Origin of the sequence: Synechococcus sp. TAK9802 (genome assembly GCF_014279535.1) — a bacterium.
GTDB lineage: Bacteria > Cyanobacteriota > Cyanobacteriia > PCC-6307 > Cyanobiaceae > Parasynechococcus.
In genome coordinates this window covers 482,075-501,354 of record NZ_CP047937.1, presented here as the reverse complement: position 1 = coordinate 501,354, position 19,280 = coordinate 482,075, and the positions used below count along the sequence as shown (strand labels likewise).

The 19,280-nt window shown below is 55.2% G+C and carries 26 protein-coding genes; 11 read left to right on the top strand and 15 right to left on the bottom strand.

Annotation, left to right across the window (positions count from 1 at the left end; genetic code table 11):
* Positions 1 to 29: 29 nt before the first annotated feature.
* Complete coding sequence (locus SynTAK9802_RS02775; RefSeq protein ID WP_255487820.1) at positions 30 to 737, top strand: SDR family NAD(P)-dependent oxidoreductase; 708 nt, start codon at positions 30 to 32, stop codon at positions 735 to 737.
* Positions 738 to 745: 8 nt separating this feature from the next.
* Positions 746 to 2,116 carry an FAD-binding oxidoreductase gene (locus tag SynTAK9802_RS02770; protein ID WP_186497156.1) on the top strand — a complete coding sequence of 457 codons (1,371 nt, stop codon included), beginning with the start codon at positions 746 to 748 and terminating at the stop codon, positions 2,114 to 2,116.
* Between the two features lie 72 nt (positions 2,117 to 2,188).
* Here the strand turns inward: SynTAK9802_RS02770 and SynTAK9802_RS02765 are convergent, their stop codons facing one another.
* Positions 2,189 to 3,499 carry a hypothetical protein gene (locus SynTAK9802_RS02765; protein WP_186497154.1) on the bottom strand — a complete coding sequence of 437 codons (1,311 nt, stop codon included), beginning with the start codon at positions 3,497 to 3,499 and terminating at the stop codon, positions 2,189 to 2,191.
* 162 nt (positions 3,500 to 3,661) lie between these two features.
* Here SynTAK9802_RS02765 and SynTAK9802_RS02760 point away from each other — a divergent pair, with 162 nt between their 5' ends.
* Positions 3,662 to 4,054: a hypothetical protein gene (locus tag SynTAK9802_RS02760; protein WP_186497152.1), complete on the top strand. Its 393-nt coding sequence runs from the start codon at positions 3,662 to 3,664 to the stop codon at positions 4,052 to 4,054.
* 411 nt (positions 4,055 to 4,465) lie between these two features.
* Here the strand turns inward: SynTAK9802_RS02760 and SynTAK9802_RS02755 are convergent, their stop codons facing one another.
* From SynTAK9802_RS02755 to SynTAK9802_RS02735, 5 genes are all read right to left on the bottom strand, one after another.
* On the bottom strand, positions 4,466 to 5,968 hold the full coding sequence (locus SynTAK9802_RS02755) for a DUF3987 domain-containing protein (protein WP_186497151.1): 1,503 nt from the start codon (positions 5,966 to 5,968) through the stop codon (positions 4,466 to 4,468).
* On the bottom strand, positions 5,958 to 7,022 hold the full coding sequence (locus SynTAK9802_RS02750; protein ID WP_186497150.1) for a hypothetical protein: 1,065 nt from the start codon (positions 7,020 to 7,022) through the stop codon (positions 5,958 to 5,960). The genes SynTAK9802_RS02755 and SynTAK9802_RS02750 overlap by 11 nt, the downstream gene beginning before the upstream one ends.
* A gap of 2 nt (positions 7,023 to 7,024) precedes the next feature.
* On the bottom strand, positions 7,025 to 7,255 hold the full coding sequence (locus SynTAK9802_RS02745; protein WP_186497149.1) for a hypothetical protein: 231 nt from the start codon (positions 7,253 to 7,255) through the stop codon (positions 7,025 to 7,027).
* Positions 7,256 to 7,569: 314 nt separating this feature from the next.
* Positions 7,570 to 8,343 (bottom strand): hypothetical protein, encoded by a 774-nt coding sequence (locus tag SynTAK9802_RS02740; RefSeq protein WP_186497148.1) that lies wholly within the window; start codon positions 8,341 to 8,343, stop codon positions 7,570 to 7,572.
* Positions 8,344 to 9,216: 873 nt separating this feature from the next.
* A complete protein-coding gene (locus tag SynTAK9802_RS02735; protein ID WP_186497147.1) occupies positions 9,217 to 9,489 on the bottom strand; it encodes a DUF3303 domain-containing protein in 273 nt (90 codons plus the stop codon).
* Positions 9,490 to 9,617: 128 nt separating this feature from the next.
* Here SynTAK9802_RS02735 and SynTAK9802_RS02730 point away from each other — a divergent pair, with 128 nt between their 5' ends.
* Both SynTAK9802_RS02730 and SynTAK9802_RS02725 read left to right on the top strand, forming a co-directional pair.
* Positions 9,618 to 9,800, top strand: a complete 183-nt coding sequence (locus SynTAK9802_RS02730; RefSeq protein ID WP_186497146.1) for a hypothetical protein — start codon at positions 9,618 to 9,620, stop codon at positions 9,798 to 9,800.
* Between the two features lie 119 nt (positions 9,801 to 9,919).
* Positions 9,920 to 10,123: a hypothetical protein gene (locus SynTAK9802_RS02725; RefSeq protein WP_186497145.1), complete on the top strand. Its 204-nt coding sequence runs from the start codon at positions 9,920 to 9,922 to the stop codon at positions 10,121 to 10,123.
* 523 nt (positions 10,124 to 10,646) lie between these two features.
* Here the strand turns inward: SynTAK9802_RS02725 and SynTAK9802_RS02720 are convergent.
* From SynTAK9802_RS02720 to SynTAK9802_RS02700, 5 genes are all read right to left on the bottom strand, one after another.
* Positions 10,647 to 10,964 carry a DUF3288 family protein gene (locus tag SynTAK9802_RS02720; protein WP_186497143.1) on the bottom strand — a complete coding sequence of 106 codons (318 nt, stop codon included), beginning with the start codon at positions 10,962 to 10,964 and terminating at the stop codon, positions 10,647 to 10,649.
* A gap of 39 nt (positions 10,965 to 11,003) precedes the next feature.
* The gene (locus tag SynTAK9802_RS02715; RefSeq protein ID WP_006850529.1) at positions 11,004 to 11,195 is read right to left on the bottom strand and encodes a hypothetical protein; all 192 of its coding nucleotides are present in this window, start codon (positions 11,193 to 11,195) and stop codon (positions 11,004 to 11,006) included.
* A 95-nt stretch (positions 11,196 to 11,290) separates the two neighbouring features.
* Positions 11,291 to 11,575, bottom strand: coding sequence for a hypothetical protein (locus tag SynTAK9802_RS02710; RefSeq protein WP_115010338.1), 285 nt, complete (start codon positions 11,573 to 11,575; stop codon positions 11,291 to 11,293).
* An 81-nt stretch (positions 11,576 to 11,656) separates the two neighbouring features.
* Positions 11,657 to 11,863, bottom strand: a complete 207-nt coding sequence (locus SynTAK9802_RS02705) for a hypothetical protein (protein WP_114988190.1) — start codon at positions 11,861 to 11,863, stop codon at positions 11,657 to 11,659.
* A gap of 155 nt (positions 11,864 to 12,018) precedes the next feature.
* Positions 12,019 to 12,534: a hypothetical protein gene (locus tag SynTAK9802_RS02700; protein WP_186497141.1), complete on the bottom strand. Its 516-nt coding sequence runs from the start codon at positions 12,532 to 12,534 to the stop codon at positions 12,019 to 12,021.
* An 80-nt stretch (positions 12,535 to 12,614) separates the two neighbouring features.
* Between SynTAK9802_RS02700 and SynTAK9802_RS02695 the strand changes: the two genes are divergently transcribed.
* A complete protein-coding gene (locus SynTAK9802_RS02695) occupies positions 12,615 to 12,911 on the top strand; it encodes a hypothetical protein (protein WP_115010336.1) in 297 nt (98 codons plus the stop codon).
* Positions 12,912 to 12,917: 6 nt separating this feature from the next.
* On the opposite strand, the gene SynTAK9802_RS02690 is transcribed toward SynTAK9802_RS02695, so the two are convergent.
* Positions 12,918 to 13,211: a hypothetical protein gene (locus tag SynTAK9802_RS02690; RefSeq protein ID WP_115081636.1), complete on the bottom strand. Its 294-nt coding sequence runs from the start codon at positions 13,209 to 13,211 to the stop codon at positions 12,918 to 12,920.
* A gap of 668 nt (positions 13,212 to 13,879) precedes the next feature.
* Here SynTAK9802_RS02690 and SynTAK9802_RS12515 point away from each other — a divergent pair.
* The 3 genes from SynTAK9802_RS12515 to SynTAK9802_RS02675 all read left to right on the top strand — a co-directional run bounded on the left by SynTAK9802_RS12515 (position 13,880) and on the right by SynTAK9802_RS02675 (position 16,179).
* Complete coding sequence (locus SynTAK9802_RS12515) at positions 13,880 to 14,056, top strand: hypothetical protein (RefSeq protein WP_255487818.1); 177 nt, start codon at positions 13,880 to 13,882, stop codon at positions 14,054 to 14,056.
* Positions 14,057 to 14,159: 103 nt separating this feature from the next.
* On the top strand, positions 14,160 to 14,954 hold the full coding sequence (locus tag SynTAK9802_RS02680) for a prohibitin family protein (protein WP_186497138.1): 795 nt from the start codon (positions 14,160 to 14,162) through the stop codon (positions 14,952 to 14,954).
* Positions 14,955 to 15,105: 151 nt separating this feature from the next.
* Positions 15,106 to 16,179, top strand: coding sequence for a DUF389 domain-containing protein (locus SynTAK9802_RS02675; protein WP_255487817.1), 1,074 nt, complete (start codon positions 15,106 to 15,108; stop codon positions 16,177 to 16,179).
* Positions 16,180 to 16,187: 8 nt separating this feature from the next.
* Here the strand turns inward: SynTAK9802_RS02675 and SynTAK9802_RS02670 are convergent, their stop codons facing one another.
* Positions 16,188 to 16,406 carry a YqaE/Pmp3 family membrane protein gene (locus SynTAK9802_RS02670; protein ID WP_255487816.1) on the bottom strand — a complete coding sequence of 73 codons (219 nt, stop codon included), beginning with the start codon at positions 16,404 to 16,406 and terminating at the stop codon, positions 16,188 to 16,190.
* Positions 16,407 to 16,562: 156 nt separating this feature from the next.
* Positions 16,563 to 17,642 carry a photosystem II q(b) protein gene (gene psbA, locus SynTAK9802_RS02665; protein WP_006850357.1) on the bottom strand — a complete coding sequence of 360 codons (1,080 nt, stop codon included), beginning with the start codon at positions 17,640 to 17,642 and terminating at the stop codon, positions 16,563 to 16,565.
* Between the two features lie 165 nt (positions 17,643 to 17,807).
* On the opposite strand from psbA, the gene SynTAK9802_RS02660 reads away from it, so the two are divergent.
* Together SynTAK9802_RS02660 and SynTAK9802_RS02655 are read left to right on the top strand one after the other, a co-directional pair.
* Positions 17,808 to 17,975 carry a hypothetical protein gene (locus SynTAK9802_RS02660; protein WP_170950919.1) on the top strand — a complete coding sequence of 56 codons (168 nt, stop codon included), beginning with the start codon at positions 17,808 to 17,810 and terminating at the stop codon, positions 17,973 to 17,975.
* Between the two features lie 93 nt (positions 17,976 to 18,068).
* Complete coding sequence (locus tag SynTAK9802_RS02655) at positions 18,069 to 18,329, top strand: hypothetical protein (protein WP_255487815.1); 261 nt, start codon at positions 18,069 to 18,071, stop codon at positions 18,327 to 18,329.
* Here the strand turns inward: SynTAK9802_RS02655 and SynTAK9802_RS02650 are convergent.
* Positions 18,326 to 19,240 carry an aspartoacylase gene (locus SynTAK9802_RS02650; RefSeq protein ID WP_186497136.1) on the bottom strand — a complete coding sequence of 305 codons (915 nt, stop codon included), beginning with the start codon at positions 19,238 to 19,240 and terminating at the stop codon, positions 18,326 to 18,328. The genes SynTAK9802_RS02655 and SynTAK9802_RS02650 overlap by 4 nt on opposite strands.
* Positions 19,241 to 19,280 lie beyond the last annotated feature (40 nt).

The window sequence follows — 19,280 nt, the reverse complement described above, 5'->3', positions numbered from 1 at the left end:
TTGATCCGATCGCCATTCGTAGTGCTTTTGTGCTGGGCAGCACCAGCGAGGTGGCGAAGGCCCTCTGCAGGGAGATGGCCAACCGTGGCTGCGGGAGGTTCCACCTGGTGGCCCGCAATGGAGACGCCAATCAGGTGTTGGCGACAGAACTAGAGCAGATCTACGGAGCAGCAGTCAGTACCGAACAGAACGACCTGCTGGCCGATAGTTCTCTGTCCCCAGTCCGCCGGCCTCAGGTAGGTGATTTTGATCTTTATCTGATCACTGCGGGCACGCTGGGAGATGCCGAATTGGCGCGGAGTGATGCCGGAGAGGGAATGCGGATCCTGGCAGCCAATGTGGGCGGCCTGATTCCATGGATCACAGCCATCGCCACCCCTGAGCGGCTGGCCAAACCAGGTCGGCTTTGGGTGTTCAGCTCGGTGGCAGCTGATCGAGGCCGTCCATCGAACTACCACTACGGAGCAGCCAAAGCTGCGCTAACGGCGCTCTGTGAGGGGGTGCTGTTGCGTTGCCACGGCAAACCATTCGCGGTGCGCATCATCAAGGCTGGTTTCATGGCAACCCCAATGACCGTGGGCAAAGCACCGCCAGCCCTATGCGCTAGCCCTGAATCGGTTGCGAGAGACTTGCTGCGCCGTCCGAACAGACGAGGGATCGAATACCTCCCTTGGTGGTGGTCTCTATTGATGCGGCTGATTCGTGTTCTTCCTGCTCCCATCGCATCGAAACTCTGAAGCCCTCCATGAGCATCACTCTTCCGGAAGACCTGACCGCTGAAACCAAAACGCTGACCGGCTGGGGCCGTACAAACCCCGTCACCTGCCAGGTGGTGCAACCCAGCTCAGTAGAGCAGCTGCAGGAACTAATCCGAGGGGCACCACCCAAGTCGCTGATTGCCAGGGGCTTGGGCCGCTCCTATGGCGATGCAGCACAGCTCAAAGACGGCACGGTGATTGAGCTACCGGCCTTTGACCGGATCGAACTGGATCCCAGTAGCGGCACGCTGACCGTAGGAGCTGGGGTAAGCCTGGATCAGATCCTGAGAGTGATCGTGCCAGCGGGATTTTTCCTGCCGGTGACACCCGGCACTCGCAACATCACCGTTGGCGGAGCGATTGGCGCTGATGTGCACGGCAAGAACCACCATGTGGATGGAAGCTTTGGTAATCACGTGCAGCGATTGCTGCTAGTGGATGGCAAAGGCATGTTCAGAGATCTCACTCCGAATGGGCGAGGTGACTTAGACGACGCCGAGCTTTTCTGGACCACCGTTGGCGGCATGGGGCTGACTGGGGTGATTGTGGAAGCGACTTTCTCTCTGATTCCGGTTACCAGCTCACTAATCAGTGTCGATACGACTCGTTATCGAGATCTGGAGTCGCTAATGGAAGCGATGGTGGAGGCCGATGCGAAATATCGTTACAGCGTGGCCTGGGTAGACAGCCTTGATCCAAAAGGTCGAGGTGTGTTGACATGCGGCGACCATGCCTCCGCAGAATCGCTTCCGAAAGAAAAGCAATCGGATCCGCTCCACTACGACCCAAAAGCTCTAGCATCCGCGCCTTCGTCCCTACCAGGCGGGTTGCTGAATAAATTCACGGTACGTGCCTTCAATGAAGCCTGGTACCGAAAAGCTCCCAAGCATCGGGTGGGTGAACTGCAAGAGATTGCGCCATTCTTCCATCCGTTGGACGGAATAAAAGATTGGAACCGAATCTATGGACCAGCTGGTTTTTTGCAATATCAATTCGCTGTGCCTAACGAAGCGGCTGATCTCGTGCCGCGTACGTTGCAAGCACTTCGGAATGTTGGAGCACCTAGTTTCCTGACGGTTTTAAAAAGGTTTGGTCAAAGCAATCCTGCTCCACTTTCATTTCCAATGCGTGGATGGACTCTTGCTGCTGATGTGCCTGCTGCAGTCCCTGGCCTGCTGGAGGTGTTGAATGAGCTAGACGAAGAAGTGGCTACGGCAGGAGGGAGAATCTATCTAGCGAAAGATTCAAGGAAAAAATCCCACGTCTTCCGGCGCACATACAAAAACGCATCTAACCATAAAAACACCAAGAACCATGAAATCTTCGCTTCAGACTTATCCCTAAGACTAGGTATTTAACAACCAGCAGAGCGAAAGAATTGATAGCTCTCTGGCGCAAATAGATTTCAGGCACAATATCACTAAGACTCCTCAAGATCCACTTATTACTATTGCAGCCTGCCTAGCTATAGATGTAAATTGCCAAAGCTTTGCGCAGCAGTGTGGAACAGTACAAATACTAGACCCAAATATCAATAATAGAGATGCGACCTTTGCATCCAACACCGGGAGCATATTCAATCGACGCTTAAACAAACTTTCTGGCAGAAGAATTGCCACGCTCGCAATCCTTTCTCGACAGACAACACAGGTCACGATCAAAATGGTTACTGTTGTCGAATACCACCTTCCATAGTCAATTGCCAAGGCATAAAGAGGTATTGAAGGCAAGAAAATAATTACGCCCAGAAACTGAACGCAAAGCCCTACCTTAGCCCTTTCGATGCCGCGATCAGTAGACGCACTACTTGGAACAATAGGGCAACAGAATGCATTTACCAATAGGAAAACATAAAATACTGAATACAGAATTTGCGCATATATCCGAGGCCTGCTAAATGCGATTTTAATGCTTTCCAAATAGCCGTCTTGGCTGGCCAAAGCTCCCAGTGCAGCAGGAAGTGGATTGCAGCTCAAATCACGTACTATTGGCTGCCATGATGTGCAGATACTTTTTACAATATAAGGGTCAGGAGTCGAATGCAAATATGCAAAAAAGAATGCAGCCAATCCTGGCACTAGCAAGACCAAAGCTCGGACTACTGCTGCCCCAAACGTTCTTCCAAACCATCGCAGAGAGTCACGACTATTATCAGAGATATAATTTATTAAAATAATGAAAAATAAAACAGGAGCACTAAACAGTAAGTTACTTTCGTGAATCAGCGTGATCGCTGGCAGCCCTACGACTATTAAAAAAGTTCCAACTAATTTTTTATACCGTCCTTGAAGCCTTTGGCTTAATGCATAAGAGACAATCAGAAGCATGGACAAAGCTTCTTTTCTCCCTCCAGCGTTCGGATCAAGCAATATAAACAGCGGATAAAAGGCTGGAGAAAATGCAATCGCAAACCTATTAATATAAGGCAAATTGCGCGAATTAAATACAGCTACAGTAGATACTATTAGCAAGGAAAGTAATGTGATCGAAAAAGCAAAAATATTGATATCCAGTCCACCCAATTGCTCCGAAGCTTGACGCAGAAGCCCTCCCAAGAGGCCTCGTCTTACGAAGCCAAATTCGTTGCTGATGTACCAGTCTGTCGCCATCCAGCTGCCAGATCCCTGCCGAACAACAAATAAGAAGCCCTTCACAGTTGCAACTACTGCAGGAAGCAGCAGCAGAGCCTCTTGCAGTGAATAAGCAGTGGCTCCTCTGTTGAGAAAGATTCGTTTTAGCAAGGGGGTATAGCTCGAATGAAGTATTTATAGGACAATGCACATCGAGCCCGTATTCAGCCAGGATTTAAAGCCATTTCTTTAATAATATTTTGCAAACTGGTCACGAAGAACGCGAGTCAGCACCACAAGAACAGCTGACCCAATAAATCGCCGCTTATCAACATGGCAAGGACCACCAAGGCAGAACGCAAACGCCGTAGGGAAGCTGCACTGGTGAAGATCAGTGAGGGGTATGGCTTCGCCGACACCGTGACGTTTGTGATGTCTGAGTGGGGGTGCAGCCGCTCAACTACAAGACGGGACTGCCATTGGGCGCATGGCGAGCTTCAACTGGGCCTTGATGCGCACGATGTTCAGCACCTTGTCACCTATCTCTGCACCAGCCTTCAACGCATCAGCTTGAAAGCCGAATCCGACAAACAATTCGCCAGTTCGGTTGGCGCTTTGCGCTTGCTCTACGACATCTTGCTGAGCCGACGCCTAGACAATGAAGCCATCAAGGCAAGGCGTACTGGCTGGGGTTACGGGCAACGGCACGGCAACACCAAGTTCTGACGACCACCCCCTGTTTGGGTTCTTCTGCAGCAAACCGATATGGGTAATCTGAAGGCTCGTCGTTTGACTAGCGAGCAGCCTCAAAAGTCAATTGACAGAGGTTGAGCCTTCTGAGAACAGGTTGGAACTTCTGGGCGGTTTAGTTGACGTTTCAAACCCTGGGACGGTCAGTTCTGCGCACCAATCTGCGCACTTCCCCAAAAACTGGGATGACTTTTCTTGTCACAGCTTGCGGTCTGAGCTGGTTGACCTATTGCAGTGGTGGCAATGGGTCTGTCAAAACGACAGGCTTTGACATCGCTGATGTCACCCCGAACTAACTGCGCTGCAACTGATCCGGGGAAATCTGACAAAAGGACAAGGATTCAGCACCGTTCACAACAGTGGGTGTTGCAAGCGGTGAGAGCATTGTCAAAACCGTCGTTTCTTTGAAACTGACTGCGCTGCAGTCGATTCCAGCTGACAGACGGGTTGTTTTTTGCTGTTAGTGCTGTCACCAGGCATTGGCCGCAGTGACCGGTAGGTCAGCGAGCTGGTGTCCTCAACAACTTCGCCATAACCCTGATCGCAGAGCATCTCCACGCAGGAAGCAAAGTCCTTGGATTTGTAGGTGCGTCCACCCTTCCACGTCGCTTTGGCGTGGGAGAGCTTGTAGGTCACCTCACCATGCTCTTGGCTAACCGAGTTGATGTGCTGCATGTACCGCAGCGCCCTGTCAGCAGGCTGGTTGTGGAACAGCTCTGTCTCTTGGAGACATTGATCAACGATTGCCGCTGCCTGCCGCATCAGATCAACGCTGATCTCTTGGTCTTCACCAACCCACAGCATGTGCAGGTTGCCCGCAAGCCGAAGCGCATGGGCACCAGCTTTGCCCCACATCGCTGAAATCACCTTTGGCGTTGATGGATCAATCGCCTTGAGATTCCGGGGCGTAAACCAGCGGTTGTAGAAACGCCGGGCTTCCGCTGAGAGCTTGTAAACGCGTGGTGGTGCTTTATGGAAGCGGTCGGCGTACTTAGCCAGCACCTTGCGGGCTTCGTGCAGCGCAGCTTCCTCTTCAGGGGTTTCATCCTCATCACGCAGGTTGAGCCCAACCAGCGGCACCTTCACGCAGAGCAATCGTGCAAATTTGCCGGTGGCATCTTTGCCATTGATCAGCTCTGTCAAAGCATCCGGCTGGATGTTGCCGAACACCGAAACCATGCTGGCGTCGTAATGGCGGGCACCAGCAACAACGCCGTAACTGGTGTTGCCGCCACCATCGAACAACTCCAGAAACTGCCCTTCAGCAGTACCGCGCCCACGCTTGGTGTCAGCGTCCATTGCCCGTAGCAAGGCGCTGAACTCTTCACGCTTGATCAGCGTCCCAAGGCGTTTTGCCTCGTAGTGAGGGAGCCAAACATCAAGAGCTTCAGGCGTGTACTGCTTGATGTGCGGGTACAGCGGAAGCGGCTTTGGTGGCCTGTCGTCCTTCTTTTTGATGGCCTTGCAGTCGTGTTCCCACTGCACAACCATGCGCTCGTGATGCTCTTTGGCATCAAGGCGAATGTGGGCTGATGGCGCATCAATCAGCTTGGTGGTGTGACCTGTTTTGGACAAACCAGTAGGGCCTACAGAGGCGATAAACAGGTTCATCGGCACGCTGTACCGGGCGCTGCATTTGACGCGGTTACCGAGCTTCAACAGTCCGGCACAACCAACCAAAAAGATCAGCGTTGCCGTCAGGGCGTCAGCTGGATCTTCCTGATTAATCAGCTCAACAGCAGCAGCCAGATCAGGTGGCAGCAGGTTGTCGTAGGTGAAGGCATCCCTACCAGCTTCCAACTCAATGACCCTGGATGCACCTTCAACCCCCTCTTCAGACACAGTGATTTCATCGCGGTCAACGACCGCCTGAATTGCCTCAGTCGTCATGACGACGCCTCCAACCGTTATTGATGGCGTGGTGAAACAGCGTTGCTGCCGTGATCTGAGCGCCACCACTGCGCACGATCTGGCTGATGTCCCAACCGCACTGCTTTGAAGGCGACCATGCCTCCAGCAGATCAACAGCGGTTTCATCGCTGTAACCAGCTTGATGGCAGGCATCCACAACTGCCCAGCAGATGTTGCGGTGCTGGTTGTAGTTGCCTTGCCCAGCTACACGTTGCGGGATGGCAGACAATGCATCACCGATCTCAGAAAGGGTGCTGTCTGGGCCGCAATAAACCTTCCGTGGCCGTTCAACTGGTACCGGCAGCTCTGGCACCAATTCTTCAAACAGCTCGACTGGGTAACGCTCAAAGCTGCTGCGCCTTTCAACCCACGCTGGCCAGCCAACCATCAAGTCCTTGCCGATGTACCAGCCACCAGGAAGGCGCATCACACGGCTTGGATCTTTGACCGCCTTGTCGCTGTCGCAATAACGGATCAACCGTTTGATCAACGGACGCCAGCGTTCAACAGAGATTGGCGTTTCAAGCGTCCAAAAGGTGTGGATGCTTTTGCCGCCAGTGTTTACGCGAAGCGTTGGTGCAGGCAAGCCAAGCTGATCTGGCTTTGCAAACTGTTCAGCGCGTGGGATGTCATCCCACTCAACAAACAGCGCATGACAGCTCGTGATGCTGTCGGCTGTATCCCCACCAAGGTTTGGTGAGGCATAGATGCCATAGCCCTTTGCCTGAGCAAGCGGGAAGTCTTGCCAGTCATCTTTGAGCCAACCCTTGTAGACCCTGCCGCCATTGCGCGGAATTGCCCGGTAGCGGACATCAGCAGGATCACGGTTGAGGTGATGACACCAAAATTCCGCCTGTGGCCAGTCGAAAGGGAAAGAATGCGCACCAAACTGCGCACAATGCCTCCTACACGGCCACCAGATGTCTTCCAGTGGAGTGCAAGTCGGCGGAGTTGCCAACTGCTGAAATAGCAGCGGGTCACCTAAACTGGGTTCAATCCACGGACCCAGGTCGGAGCTAATTGTTCCGGCCATTTTTATGCCTGCTCCTGACGACGGAGCATTCCAAGCCGGTGAAACTTTTCACGGCAGCGATCAACATCCCAAGTAATTGGGCTGGTCTTGTGTTGGCCAAGGAAATAATCCTCACCACCAATCAACGGGCCGCCTTTGGTGTCCATCTGTCTCTTCAGATGGCCTTGGCTGATTGCCATCAAGTTGGCAGCATCAGCCGTCTTCAAAACCAATCGTGGTTTCGTCAATTCCATAACAGGTCAGAAACTAAGGGTTCAGAACGAGAACGAGATACAGAGTTGTTCTTCATTCCTGACCGCCACCGGCGTAGCCGATGTCTCACACAGGCATTTCATCCAGCGGGGCTGAATGTAGATCCCGGTCAGTTTCTCCGCCGAAGGCAGAGTTGATTGAAGTTGGGCAAGTTGCCCGTGACTAATAACTACAGGAAATCGCAACCGATTGCAACTGATTTACCACTATGGATGGTGCCAATGATCCAAATTGGGCCTTTTTTGGGCCTTTTCAACACTATTTCTGGGTTTATCAACGGGGGCTGTGGACAAACTCAGGGGGTAGGGATAGTGGACACACCAGCGTTAGTTTTGGCCAAAGCTGCATCCATTGATTCGCGATCGAGCCAGTGGCTGTAATGCTTTAAATGCGTCAAAAGCGAATGCCGCATCCACTTTGCGGCCACCCGTTCATGCATGTGATTCTCAGATTCAATGTGAGCCCTGAAGGCCCAGGCGTGCCGCAGGCTGTTAGCCGTGACATCGGGGTTGCCTGCCTTGATTACATCACGCCAGTAAGGAAAACGATTCAGCTGCTGACCAACCTCAGCGCCAACACCTTGAAAACTATTTTTCTCGCTGACCATGGCGATCTGATTCCTGACAGCCTTGGGCAACCGCACCAATCCTGATTCGAAGGCAGCCAACATCTGCTGCGCTTCACCAGCAGGACGACCAGCAATTGCAAGCGGCATCACTGGATCAGGTGCCTTGGCTGGTTTAAACATGTTGCGGTGGTTCCGCTTGATGTGGCCGATGGTTGCCTGACCATCTTTGACCTGCAAAACGGAAACTTCACCGGGCCGCAAACCCAGATAACTGATCAATCCAACGCAGAGCTTGAGGTCGTGCCGACCTGCCTCTTCCAAAGCATCCAACAGGTCACTGATCTGATGGCTTTTCAACGGTGGCGTTGCCTTGGCAGCTTCAACCTCAGCTGTTGCCGTACCAACCAGCTCACGCATCAGTTCCGTATCTGCTGCACCTGATGGAGGCACAAACCGCGCAGGCAGCATTTGACGATCAGTTGCCCACTTCAGAAACGCCACGCAGTCCTTCAGCGCCCTGGCACGCCCAGTGCCACCTGCAGCGACAACAGCGTTGCCATCAGCGTCATAGAAGTGCTGAGCGGCGTAAGCCCTCAAAGCAGCTTCAGCGTTGCGTGGTTTTGGAGCAGTGCCAACGGAGTCCAGGAGCTTCTGCAGCCGTGAAGAGGTCCACTTAATGGTGTTGGGCCTGCAGCCGCTTTTCGTCGCCATAAAGGCTTCAAGGGCTGTCTTCCATGCCTTCTCACCAGAGCTAACGGTTGCGGCTGCTTGCTTTGGATCAGCAAGGGAATCGCCGTACTGCTTAACCGCTTTTTTGAGGGGCAGGTTCTGCTGCTCCATCAGGTTTCTGATGGCAGTGACCCAGTTCAAGATTGGTGTGCCGGAGTCCTTTCGCCAGGGCAACGGCAGGTACGCCGAAGATCTGCTGTCGTCTTCAAACCGGCGGGTCAATTGCACAGTGCCTCGGTGGTCACGAATGGACCAGCCAAAGCCGTGTTCAGCTTTCAGCTGCCTTCTGACGGTGACGAACCACTGTTCTCGCTTTGCGGGCATGACCGACTGCCTAGGGGCAGTTGCTCGGAGCTGTGCGCAGAATTGTGCGCAGAATGGTTGCAACAGTCAAGAACGGGTTGCAACTTCTGTGCGCATGGCCTGACAGCTAGCCCAGTCACATCATTGGTTTTTGTAGTGTTTACGAGAATTTGACCCCGTTACCAGCATCTACTGACCGATTACCTTCTAAGCAGTCGGTCGATGGTTCGAATCCATCAGGGGGCGTGTACTACGAAGCCACTCCAACGAATACGTCTCGGAAGGGTTCAAACGGGTTATGGAGCCCCTCGGAGTGTGAGGGGCACCGATCAGATCAAACGATCAGCTGTAGGCCTTGGCGATGAGGGGGCCAGCTTGCTCATCTGACAGCACTGGGGTGACCTCCCAGTCGAGGCACTCGGCCCACTCCGCGGCGTGCTCGTAACAGGCATCTGCATTGTCTGCCTCCACGAGAATCCAGCCTTCAACAGAGCCCGGTGCATGCCAACGCTTCCAGGACTTGCACTCAGGGAAAGGCGCACCCGTTGCCAGGAACTTCTTGGCAGCGATTTCGTGGTAGCCGGTCTTGAACGACCAGTGCATAAAAAAGGTCATGGAAGGCGTTGAAGCCAACGAACATTCCCATAGGCCAAACAGCTTGTCTGTGAGGGGCAACACGGCGGGATAGATCGCTGCAAGCCCTTCCCTCAATCGTCGTCAGCAGTCGTCTTGCATCCAGCGTTATGCGCGGTTACATGGGAGCCAAGCAGCCAGATGGCGGAATGCCGGAGCTTCTCAAGCGTCAGATTGACCGCCTGGAAACCGCAATTGACCTCTCGACGGACTGGCTTGAAATTCAATATCTGATGGTTGAGCTCGATCAGCTCAAGGCTTTGTATGAGGAGGAGGAATCAGAGGCTGCATAAGCGGGTTTTGACCTCAGCCTCAGAGCACAACCCATCGAGCTCAGCAACACGTCAGGCCAGCTTGTTCAGCGTTCTTGATCCAACCCTGCCAGCGTGGGAAATCACTGACGTTCCATGGCATGAATAACGAGCAGCAGGCGGAACTGGAACGCCTCGAGCGTGTGCTTGCGGTGGCCAAGCGGAAAGGCAACGAGCTGTTCATTCAGAACATCGAACGGGAGATCAGCGCCGTTCAGCGAGGCGAACATTCCCCCCTCATCGAGGAATACCTCACAGCGGAAGAGCGCGCATCAAGGGGCGTCGACAACCAGCCCGAGGCTTGAAACCAACTGAAAGGCACGCCATCCCAACAATCGATCGTTCAGGCCCTCAAGGCAATGCGCCTTAATGCCGATGACTTTGTGCCCTGAAGGCACAAAACTATGGGCATCGAGATCGGAGGAGCCCATGACGGACGACACTCCACCCCAGCAGAACGAAGAAGCAGACTGACTTTCTGGCCCCTGCTCCAACAGTCTCAACAATGACCTGGGTTGGTCCTTTGGTGGGCACGCAATGGTCCGCCACGCCAATCGACGCTCCACTTGCACCGTCTCAGGTGCCCTCGGAGAAAACGACCCAACACTCGAGTCCATGGCCCCAGGGCGCCTCGAGCCAGACGCTTCGACCCTTTCTTTCCCCAGCTGAAGTGATGGGTTGAACAATGCACAAACGAGCGAGTTAGGCCGTCTTTCCACCGGGAAGGGCGGCCTTCCTCTTTGACTGATCGCCCATGAAACAGGAGCCACCCGATCTCATCTGGGGCTCACGTTTAAACAGTTAAGGGAAGAGCCATTCCGGTAAGCATCAAGCGTCTGCATCCTCCACATCGGCCCCAGAACCAACACCTTCAGCCGCAGGATCCTGCCCAGGCCGCCAGCCACTCTCCCAGATTTCACGCGTCTTGAGATTCAACTCATCGCGCGAAAGTCCCCATAGCGTGAGACATTTCTGCAGATCATCACGAATATCTTCAGCGCCAGGAAAATCCGCATATCGCGAAAATAACGCCGCAATCGTTGTCAACTGCTGCGGGCCTGGTTCGCCTTCATGACCCAACACAGCATCGATCTGGTCGCGATCAATGGCGTAAAGCGGATGGGTTTGCTGCGTGTCGTCGGTCATCCACCGATCATGCCTGAACAGGGAGAGCAGAGCAGCAGATCAGTCGAGCTCCCAGCACTCAGAACCACGACTGGTGAGCAGGCAGACAACGTGCTTTTCCTCGCTGATCAGGCGATACGTGTGCCCATCAGCATCACTACGGGCACGGGCATGCCAGAAGGCATTGTCTTTGGAAGCGTGTTCGGCACGATTGGACCAACCATCAACTGTTAGCTCTTGAACAGCAAACATGCGCCTGGTTCGAACTGAACAAAGGCTCGAGGAGCACGCACGTTCTGTGCAGGATCAACAGAAACTCGTTGGGATCGCTTGATCAGCTGTTGTAATCAGCGCAAAGCCGAGATTTTGTCGACACTGGAACCAACTTCCTCAATGGAAAGACGCTCAGCTGAGGCGTCATTTTGAAGACGAAAGAGAAAGCCATTCACCCAAGCTGTCTCTTTATTGTTGACCTCATGGCCACGGTCAACGAATCCGGGCTGCTGCTGGAACAGGTGCAGGAGAATGGTCAGAACGTCCTGCGGCGAAAGATTTTCTGGGTCAATCGATGGAAGTTGATCCCTTACATCCAGATACGACATTGACCCGGTGGTCGCAACATCAAAGGCCACCGTCGACTTGCACGCACGATCAGTCCATCCAAACAAAAAGCCCCACCGAAGTGGGGCTTCATCCCTTGAATGAAACAGGGATCAGAGCCAATTGGCACGCATGGCCTCGTAGGTCACTCCTCGGTATTTCAACTGAGTTGGAGCAACCTTCTCTTTCGCCAGCTTGACGGGAGAGAGATGTGCAGAGGTGTAGTCGCCGGATTCAGATCCGCGAGCCACGGCCTTTTTGGAGCTGTTGCGGAGCTGCACGCGCAGCTCACGCTCCTTCAGAAGCTGAAGAGCATTCATGGTGTTCCTCGTAGAAAGCTCAGGCCCCGTTCCATGCCCTGAGTCGAACTGCGCTTCGCTGTGTAGCGAAGTGAACGTTTGTAGCGGTTGCTACACATTAAATATAGGGCACGCAATCACTGTTGCGCTGTTCATCCCGTTACAGCCAGAGGCAATTAAATCAAGTTCAACCGCAAAAGCTGCGCCAATGCGAGCGAATTGTGGTCGTCTTCGTTGGTCGTTCTCAATTCAAGGTTGAAAAAGAGCGCTGATTGCTCCTGAACAAAAGGGCCTGCATGCCACGTTCCCGGATGCAGCTTGAAGGCTTCTCCGGCCTGAAACTTGATCAGAGCGATCGAGGAAGCGGGGGGCGGACAACCGGAATCCGTGGAAGGGGCCATGGCCAGCCACCAGGGCTGGGCATCGGCAGACCCCAGACACTGACTCACGCGATGGTGCCGCGTCATCGACTTGAGCACAGGAGGCCGGCGGCGAATCCGCATCACGTAAAAGCGCGGTTGACCGTCTCCAGCGAAATAAAGATCTGCGTCCGCTGAACCGAACAAGGCAGGATCACTCTGCGGACGCAACAAAGTGCCACAGCGCTCCAGCCAAGGCGAGTCCGATGCAATCGGCGTCAGGCTCAAGGTTTCCTCATGATCCATCCCGTCAGGATATGAAAACCAGCCCATGCACCCGTGCAACAAACGGTGCCTTGGGCCACTGACGGCAGGGTCGGAACTCCCTATCACCTGAAAAAGGTGAACCGATCATGCTGACCACATCGACACGCTTGAAACTGCAAAACATTTGCAGCCGCCTGGCGCAGGGTGAGTTCGTGTCACTCCAGGAACGCGTCTACCTTCAAAAATTTGCCGAACGCGATCGCAGCGTGAGCACGTGGGTGAGCAGAGCGCAACGTTTTCAACGGGAAGGCACACAACAAGGCCTCGACGGCTTGATGGCCGATCTCGACCTTGGGCGACGTCATCCAGACGACCCTGAACATCCAGAAGATGATCTCGGCGACTGGTTTAGCAATGCTTCGCCCTGGCTGCGTCGCGACTGACGCGCCTCAGCTGGGATCGTCGAGGGGGCCGAAATGGCTGACGGCAACCGCCTGCAACGTCTTCAACGATTCCAGAACAGCCAGGCGTTGCTGAGCCTGAGCAAGCATCGGCTTGCCATGGGGGACGCATGATTCGATCAGAGATGCCGCCTCAGAGGCTTCAGCCTTCACCCAGCCCGTGCATCGTTCAAGGCGGGTGGTGAGATCACCATCACGCAATGCGCCCGAGTAGTTCGGCCCCGCGAAAACCTCGAGAAGTGTCGCCAGCGCATCCCTGGCCTGCTCCCGGTTCACCGTCATAGGGCTTGTGGAATACGGGACCACACTGGCAGCCCAGGCACAAAAAAGCCGCCTCATATGGGCGGCCGGGTGATGGGGATATCCACAGCTTACCCGAACGAGCCAGTGATTGCAGGCCTTTTGAAGAAATGGCGACAACACAGGCTGCCAAAGTTATCCACCTTCTTGTGGATAAGCTGCCGCCAAACGGTATTTTGTGAAATTCAATCCACCACATCTGGTGGATCAGCTGCACAAACTTGACGAGAAGCACTACACTTATTGAAGAGCCGGGTGATGGGGATTACTTGGCTTATTCCTCCGTTTAACGGAGGTTTTTTTATGCCTTCTCCCACGACAAGGCAGCCCTGTCTGCAGAGCTCACATGGCCAACGAGCATGTCCATGCTGAAGAGGCAAGCCACATCTGCACAACTTTGTTCACGGATCTGACTCATCTCAGTGAACTGAAGAGACTGATTCAGGTCTGATGATGACCCAGGCCAGTGAAATCAAACCAACAACTTTGTCAGGCAAGACTCAGATCCACGCCATAGGCTCCGTGCAGCAACACAAGATCTCGACCAGATGCGTGCCCTGAACGGATTGCTGCTACTAGCGATTGCTCTGAGCGTGCTCCCGTCTTCAGCAGGCGCTCGCGAGCTGGGACCTTGTGAACCGGCCGAAGCGGTGAAGATCATCGACACCAGCCTGGGACAAGGGAAAACGCTTCAGCAAGCCATGCAGATGATGATCAAAGCGAAAGTGTTCGACGGATCCAAGGCGTGCATCACCTTCATCCGCGAGACCTCGATGAGCATGCGCGATTCATACCCAAGAACCTTTAAATCGCTTTGGTTGAACTAGGCATCCTTCGGATCCTGATGATGTCGGTTTGGCGGAGAACTGGGCCTTAAGCCAACGGCGCACGAGCAAAACCGACATCATCGAGTCAGGATCTCGGCCCATCATGCAAACCCCACGACGGATCAACGATCCCGCCAATAGCCTCGCCGTGGTGGTTGCCGTCGTTCTCAGCGCGCTGCTGTTTTTGGGGCAGGCGCTGTTCATCGTTCCGGCCGGCAAGGTTGCCGTGGTCACCACCTTGGGCAAGGTGAGCGGAGGTTCGAGACTCCCTGGCCTCAATCTCAAGGTGCCGTTCATTCAATCGGTGTATCCCTTTGATGTGCGCACCCAGGTCAAACCGGAGGAATTTGCCACCCTCACCAAAGACCTCCAGGTGATCGAAGCCACCGCAACCGTGAAATACGCCGTTCGCCCCAACGAAGCCGGACGGATCTACAGAACGATCGCCGGCAACGATCGCGAGATCTACCCCCGCATCATTCAGCCGTCATTGCTGAAAGCCCTGAAGTCGGTCTTCTCCCAATACGAGCTGGTCACCATTGCCACCGAATGGAACGACATCTCCGCCCTGGTGGAGCGCACGGTCGCCGAAGAACTCGACAAATTTGATTATGTGGAAGTGCGCGGTCTCGACCTCACAGGCCTTCAGATCGCCGAGGAATATCGGGCTGCCATTGAACAGAAACAGATCGCAGAGCAGCAACTGCTCCGCGCCCAGACCGAAGTGAAGATCGCTGAGCAGGAAGCCCTTCGCTACGACACCCTCAACCGCAGTCTTGATGATCAGGTGCTCTACAAGCTTTTCCTAGACAAATGGGATGGGCAAACGGAGGTGGTACCGGCCCTTCCGGGCAGCAACGCCAGCACACCTCCAGTAATTGTGGGGCGACGCAGCTGAACCAACGCCAGCCGTGGTTGTTGATCAACAACCGCTTCTCGAAGACAAAGATCGTCTCGAAGAACTGCGCCGCAGTTACGACGGCGAAGCACGACTGAACGAGTCCTTCATCGTTCTGACGGTTGGCGCCAGCCTGATCGCCAGCCTGGGTTTGGTCGCCGACAACAATGCAGTGATCATCGGTGCCATGGTTGTGGCGCCGTGGATCATGCCGCTGCGGGTGGCGGTGTTCGCGATTCTGATCGGGCAGGCCAGGCTGTTGTCACGATCACTGATCACCCTTGTCGCCGGAGCAGGGATCACCTTGATCCTGTCGATGGGATTGGGCCTCATGGCACGCAGTCAGGGCTTGCTTGTGGTCGAGGCCTTGCCAGAACAGATCGTCGCCCGGCTTGAGCCCAACACATTTGATCTGGGAATCGCCCTGGCGGCAGGTGCCATCGCGACCTACGCCAAGGTCAACCCGGGTGCCGTGAGTTCGATGGCCGGCATGGCGATTGCCGTGGCCTTGGTGCCGCCGGCGTGCGTGATGGGATTGATGCTCTCCGGGCCAGACATCAGCAGCGCCCAGGGTCCTGCACTGCTCTATGCCGCCAACTTGCTTGGAATTCTGATTGGCGGGATCACGGTACTGGCGATTCGTGAGCCGTACTTCCGCGACAAACTCGGGCGCCGCCGCCGCTCACGCTTACCCGTGCTGTTGGCATTGGGTTTGGCCGTGCTGGTGGGTCAAAAACTGTATGGGAGGTATGAGCAATACCGATACAAGCTCAATCGGGAGGTGGCCCAAAAACAGATTGAATCGGAGATCCGCTACTACCTCAAGAATGAAACGTTGACCTTTGGCACCAACGACGCCGTGAAACTGGAAAAGGTTATCTTCGACTGGCCTGACTACTGGGAACAAAATCAAACCCCAAGTTTCCTGGTGGTGGTGCGATCACTCGACCCCAAGCTGCCGAGTTACAAGCAGGTGCAGAACATTCAAGACACGATCAACAGCAGACTTTCAGGGCAGTTCCCTGGCCTTGAACTGCAGATGCAGGTGCAACGCATCAACGTGAGCGTGGTGGAAGGCAATGAAGTGGACCTTGAGGTTGACCTCGAGCAAATCTTCAACGAAGCGGATACAAGCCAAGCACCGCCACAGGCGCTTGAAGATGAACCAAAAGTTCAAGCAGAAGATTCAGCCGTAGCTGAAATCTGTTCAGAGCCAGATTGCTGAAACGCGATTTATTTGCGGGTCAGGATGACAAACAGGGCGTGAACCACAGCGGCTGGCCACATGCCAAACAACACTGGGAACCCAAGGCCACCAACGGCAAAGAGATAGATCACCAGGTTGATCCAAAAGGGCTGCGTCAATCCCACCTGAGTGAAGACGCCCAGAGGGGGAATGAACAGGGCAATGATGATCCGAAAGATGTCTCCGCAGGTCGTCAGAGGAAGCACGGGGGTTCCCTTGTCTAGCCATCAACATCTGACGCAAAGATGGCTCCTCGCACTTGAGGGTTGATCGGACCCAACAAATTGCATGCACAACAAAAAGCCCCCTCCTAGGAGGGGGCTTTCCGATTCAGTTGATCTGAATCGTTTGTTGATTCCAGATCAACCGATGGCAGGAGCCTGCAGAGCCACAGGAGTGGACTCAGCAGCAGCCAGGTCGAGGGGGAAGTTGTGAGCGTTGCGCTCGTGCATCACTTCCATGCCGAGGCCGGCACGGTTCAGCACATCAGCCCAGGTGTTCAGGACGCGGCCCTGACCATCAAGGATGGACTGGTTGAAGTTGAAGCCGTTCAGGTTGAAGGCCATGGTTGACACGCCGAGGGCAGTGAACCAGATGCCGACAACAGGCCAGGCAGCCAGGAAGAAGTGAAGGCTACGGCTGTTGTTGAAGGAGGCGTATTGGAAGATCAGGCGACCGAAGTAACCGTGGGCAGCCACGATGTTGTAGGTCTCTTCCTCTTGGCCGAACTTGTAGCCGTAGTTCTGGGACTCGCTCTCGGTGGTTTCACGCACCAGGGAGGAGGTCACCAGGGAGCCGTGCATGGCGGAGAACAGGCTGCCGCCGAAAACACCTGCGACGCCCAGCATGTGGAAGGGGTGCATCAGGATGTTGTGCTCGGCCTGGAACACCAGCATGTAGTTGAAGGTGCCAGAGATGCCCAGGGGCATTGCGTCAGAGAAGGAACCCTGACCGAAGGGGTAAACCAGGAAGACAGCGGAGGCTGCAGCGACAGGTGCGCTGTAGGCAACGCAGATCCAGGGGCGCATGCCCAGGCGGTAGGAGAGTTCCCACTCACGACCCATGTAGGCGTAGATGCCGATGAGGAAGTGGAAAACAACCAGCTGGAAGGGGCCGCCGTTGTACAGCCACTCATCGAGGGAAGCAGCTTCCCAGATGGGATAGAAGTGCAGGCCGATGGCGTTGCTGGAAGGAACAACAGCACCGGAGATGATGTTGTTGCCGTAGATCAGGGAGCCAGCGACGGGCTCACGGATGCCATCGATGTCGACCGGAGGAGCGGCGACGAAAGCGATGACGAAGCAGATGGTGGCAGCCAACAGTGTGGGGATCATCAGCACACCGAACCAACCGACATACAGACGGTTGTTGGTGGAGGTGACCCACTCACAGAAGGCCTGCCAGCTGGAAGCGCCGGAGCGCTGCTGGAGGGTGGTGGTCATGAGAACGGAAAGAAATGTTCCCGAAGGAACGGTTTAAGGAAGGGCAGGAGAGCCCTGCCTGATCGGGAGTGTAAAGGAAGTTTGCGCTGTGTGTCCACAGATTGCGAAACCAACGCTTAAGCGCCCCAGGAGAGGAAAGCGATGCTTTCGAAAGACTTAAGATTCATGAGACTCACCAAGGCGCTTTTGGTTCTGATCCGCTGGATGCAAGCCGGCCACCGCTTGGAGGAAACCGTTCCTCTGAGCCAGGCCCGCCACAGGCGACTGGAGCTGGAGGCTCAAGGTGCCACCGTGTATTGGAGTGAACGTCTGGCCCAGGGCCAGTTCTGTTGAGAGGCTGGGGCCAATCAGCACAGGCCCATGCAGCGTTTGATTCCTCTGATTTGTCTTGGGCTGACCTCGGTTGGTCTCACAAGCTGTGGACTGGTGAGCTCGAGCGGCGACAAACCCAACGCAAGCGCTTCGATCAAACAGCTGGAACAACGCATCAACCAGCTGGAGCAGGAGCTGCAACAAATCAAGTCGCCCGGCGGGGATGCCGACAGCAAAACCCCGGCCGGTCCGCTGCGATCCCTCACCCTGCGGATCGACACCGAGGACGACCGATTGCGGATGTACTGGGCCGATGGTCAGACGAGCAATCTGATCTGCTCTCAAGAAGGGAAAGGTGTTTGGGCCTGCGGTTAGGCCGCAGAGAGCAGCTGCTGCAAGGCCGGCAGCCAGGTGGGCTGCACGGGCCACACCTCCCGGCGCGTGAGGGAGAAAGCAATGCTTTTCTCCGCGTAGGCCGCTTCATTCACAAACACCGGAATCTCCCCCTCAACCCACGCTTCACCACGATTGGTGCCATCCGCAGCACGGAACATCGCCTGGGTTGAGCTGATGTCCTGCCAATCGCGTCCCTGCAGTTCGGGATGCACAAGGGCCTGAGGCTCTCCGTTCTCCGCCTTCGGAAGATCCCGACTCCCCAGGTGACGGTGCACCACCAGAGCATCCGGCAGCCGGGCCAAGCCCTGATGTGCCTGATCCAAGGCCCTCAGGCAGGTTTCCAAGCCAAGACGGGTCTGTTCAACGACCCGGGCATTGAGCAGGCCTTGCGGCACAGGGCCCACCTCGATCACCAGGCCGCAGGGCCAGGATTCAACAAGGAAGCCGGTCTGCTGAGCATCGGCTTCGTGCAGATAAATCGGCAGGCCAAGCGCTCCCTGCACCAAAGCCGCGAGGGCGAGATCAGCAGGACGCCGGCCGTACACCACCAGGCAATTGCCCATGGCCGCTGTGGTGCTGTGCAAATCGATGGCCACGGCACAAGGCTGCTCGCCGGTCGGGCCGTGCAAGCGCAGGAGTTCCCCAGCACGCTGAAACTCCAAGCCGGGGGCCCCCTGCTCCAACTGTTCCGGGAGGAAGCAGCGGTTGAGGTCACGATCGACGTAGCGGCAGCGGCGGCGCAACGCTTCCGGGTTGCCGATCACCTTCTGCACCGCCAAGCCAGCAGCGTTGATCAGATCAGGGTTGGCCTGCCACTGCTGCAGCAACCAAGGGGCATTGACCTCATTGCCGTGGGTGCCGGCCACCACAAGAACGCCACAGCTGCTCATGGACCACAGCGAACCAAGTTCCGACTGAAGCACGAGTCAC

Bases quoted from the DNA above. Each gene is read 5' to 3' on its own strand.
- SynTAK9802_RS02770 (WP_186497156.1), top strand. From the start codon at position 746: ATGAGCATCACTCTTCCGGAAGACCTGACCGCTGAAACCAAAACGCTG.
- SynTAK9802_RS02760 (WP_186497152.1), top strand. From the start codon at position 3,662: ATGGCAAGGACCACCAAGGCAGAACGCAAACGCCGTAGGGAAGCTGCA.
- SynTAK9802_RS02755 (WP_186497151.1), bottom strand. From the start codon at position 5,968: ATGACGACTGAGGCAATTCAGGCGGTCGTTGACCGCGATGAAATCACT.
- SynTAK9802_RS02750 (WP_186497150.1), bottom strand. From the start codon at position 7,022: ATGGCCGGAACAATTAGCTCCGACCTGGGTCCGTGGATTGAACCCAGT.
- SynTAK9802_RS02745 (WP_186497149.1), bottom strand. From the start codon at position 7,255: ATGGAATTGACGAAACCACGATTGGTTTTGAAGACGGCTGATGCTGCC.
- SynTAK9802_RS02735 (WP_186497147.1), bottom strand. From the start codon at position 9,489: ATGACCTTTTTTATGCACTGGTCGTTCAAGACCGGCTACCACGAAATC.
- SynTAK9802_RS02730 (WP_186497146.1), top strand. From the start codon at position 9,618: ATGCGCGGTTACATGGGAGCCAAGCAGCCAGATGGCGGAATGCCGGAG.
- SynTAK9802_RS02725 (WP_186497145.1), top strand. From the start codon at position 9,920: ATGAATAACGAGCAGCAGGCGGAACTGGAACGCCTCGAGCGTGTGCTT.
- SynTAK9802_RS02720 (WP_186497143.1), bottom strand. From the start codon at position 10,964: ATGACCGACGACACGCAGCAAACCCATCCGCTTTACGCCATTGATCGC.
- SynTAK9802_RS02715 (WP_006850529.1), bottom strand. From the start codon at position 11,195: ATGTTTGCTGTTCAAGAGCTAACAGTTGATGGTTGGTCCAATCGTGCC.
- SynTAK9802_RS02705 (WP_114988190.1), bottom strand. From the start codon at position 11,863: ATGAATGCTCTTCAGCTTCTGAAGGAGCGTGAGCTGCGCGTGCAGCTC.
- SynTAK9802_RS02700 (WP_186497141.1), bottom strand. From the start codon at position 12,534: ATGGGCTGGTTTTCATATCCTGACGGGATGGATCATGAGGAAACCTTG.
- SynTAK9802_RS02695 (WP_115010336.1), top strand. From the start codon at position 12,615: ATGCTGACCACATCGACACGCTTGAAACTGCAAAACATTTGCAGCCGC.
- SynTAK9802_RS02690 (WP_115081636.1), bottom strand. From the start codon at position 13,211: ATGACGGTGAACCGGGAGCAGGCCAGGGATGCGCTGGCGACACTTCTC.
- SynTAK9802_RS02680 (WP_186497138.1), top strand. From the start codon at position 14,160: ATGCAAACCCCACGACGGATCAACGATCCCGCCAATAGCCTCGCCGTG.
- psbA (WP_006850357.1), bottom strand. From the start codon at position 17,642: ATGACCACCACCCTCCAGCAGCGCTCCGGCGCTTCCAGCTGGCAGGCC.
- SynTAK9802_RS02660 (WP_170950919.1), top strand. From the start codon at position 17,808: ATGAGACTCACCAAGGCGCTTTTGGTTCTGATCCGCTGGATGCAAGCC.
- SynTAK9802_RS02650 (WP_186497136.1), bottom strand. From the start codon at position 19,240: ATGAGCAGCTGTGGCGTTCTTGTGGTGGCCGGCACCCACGGCAATGAG.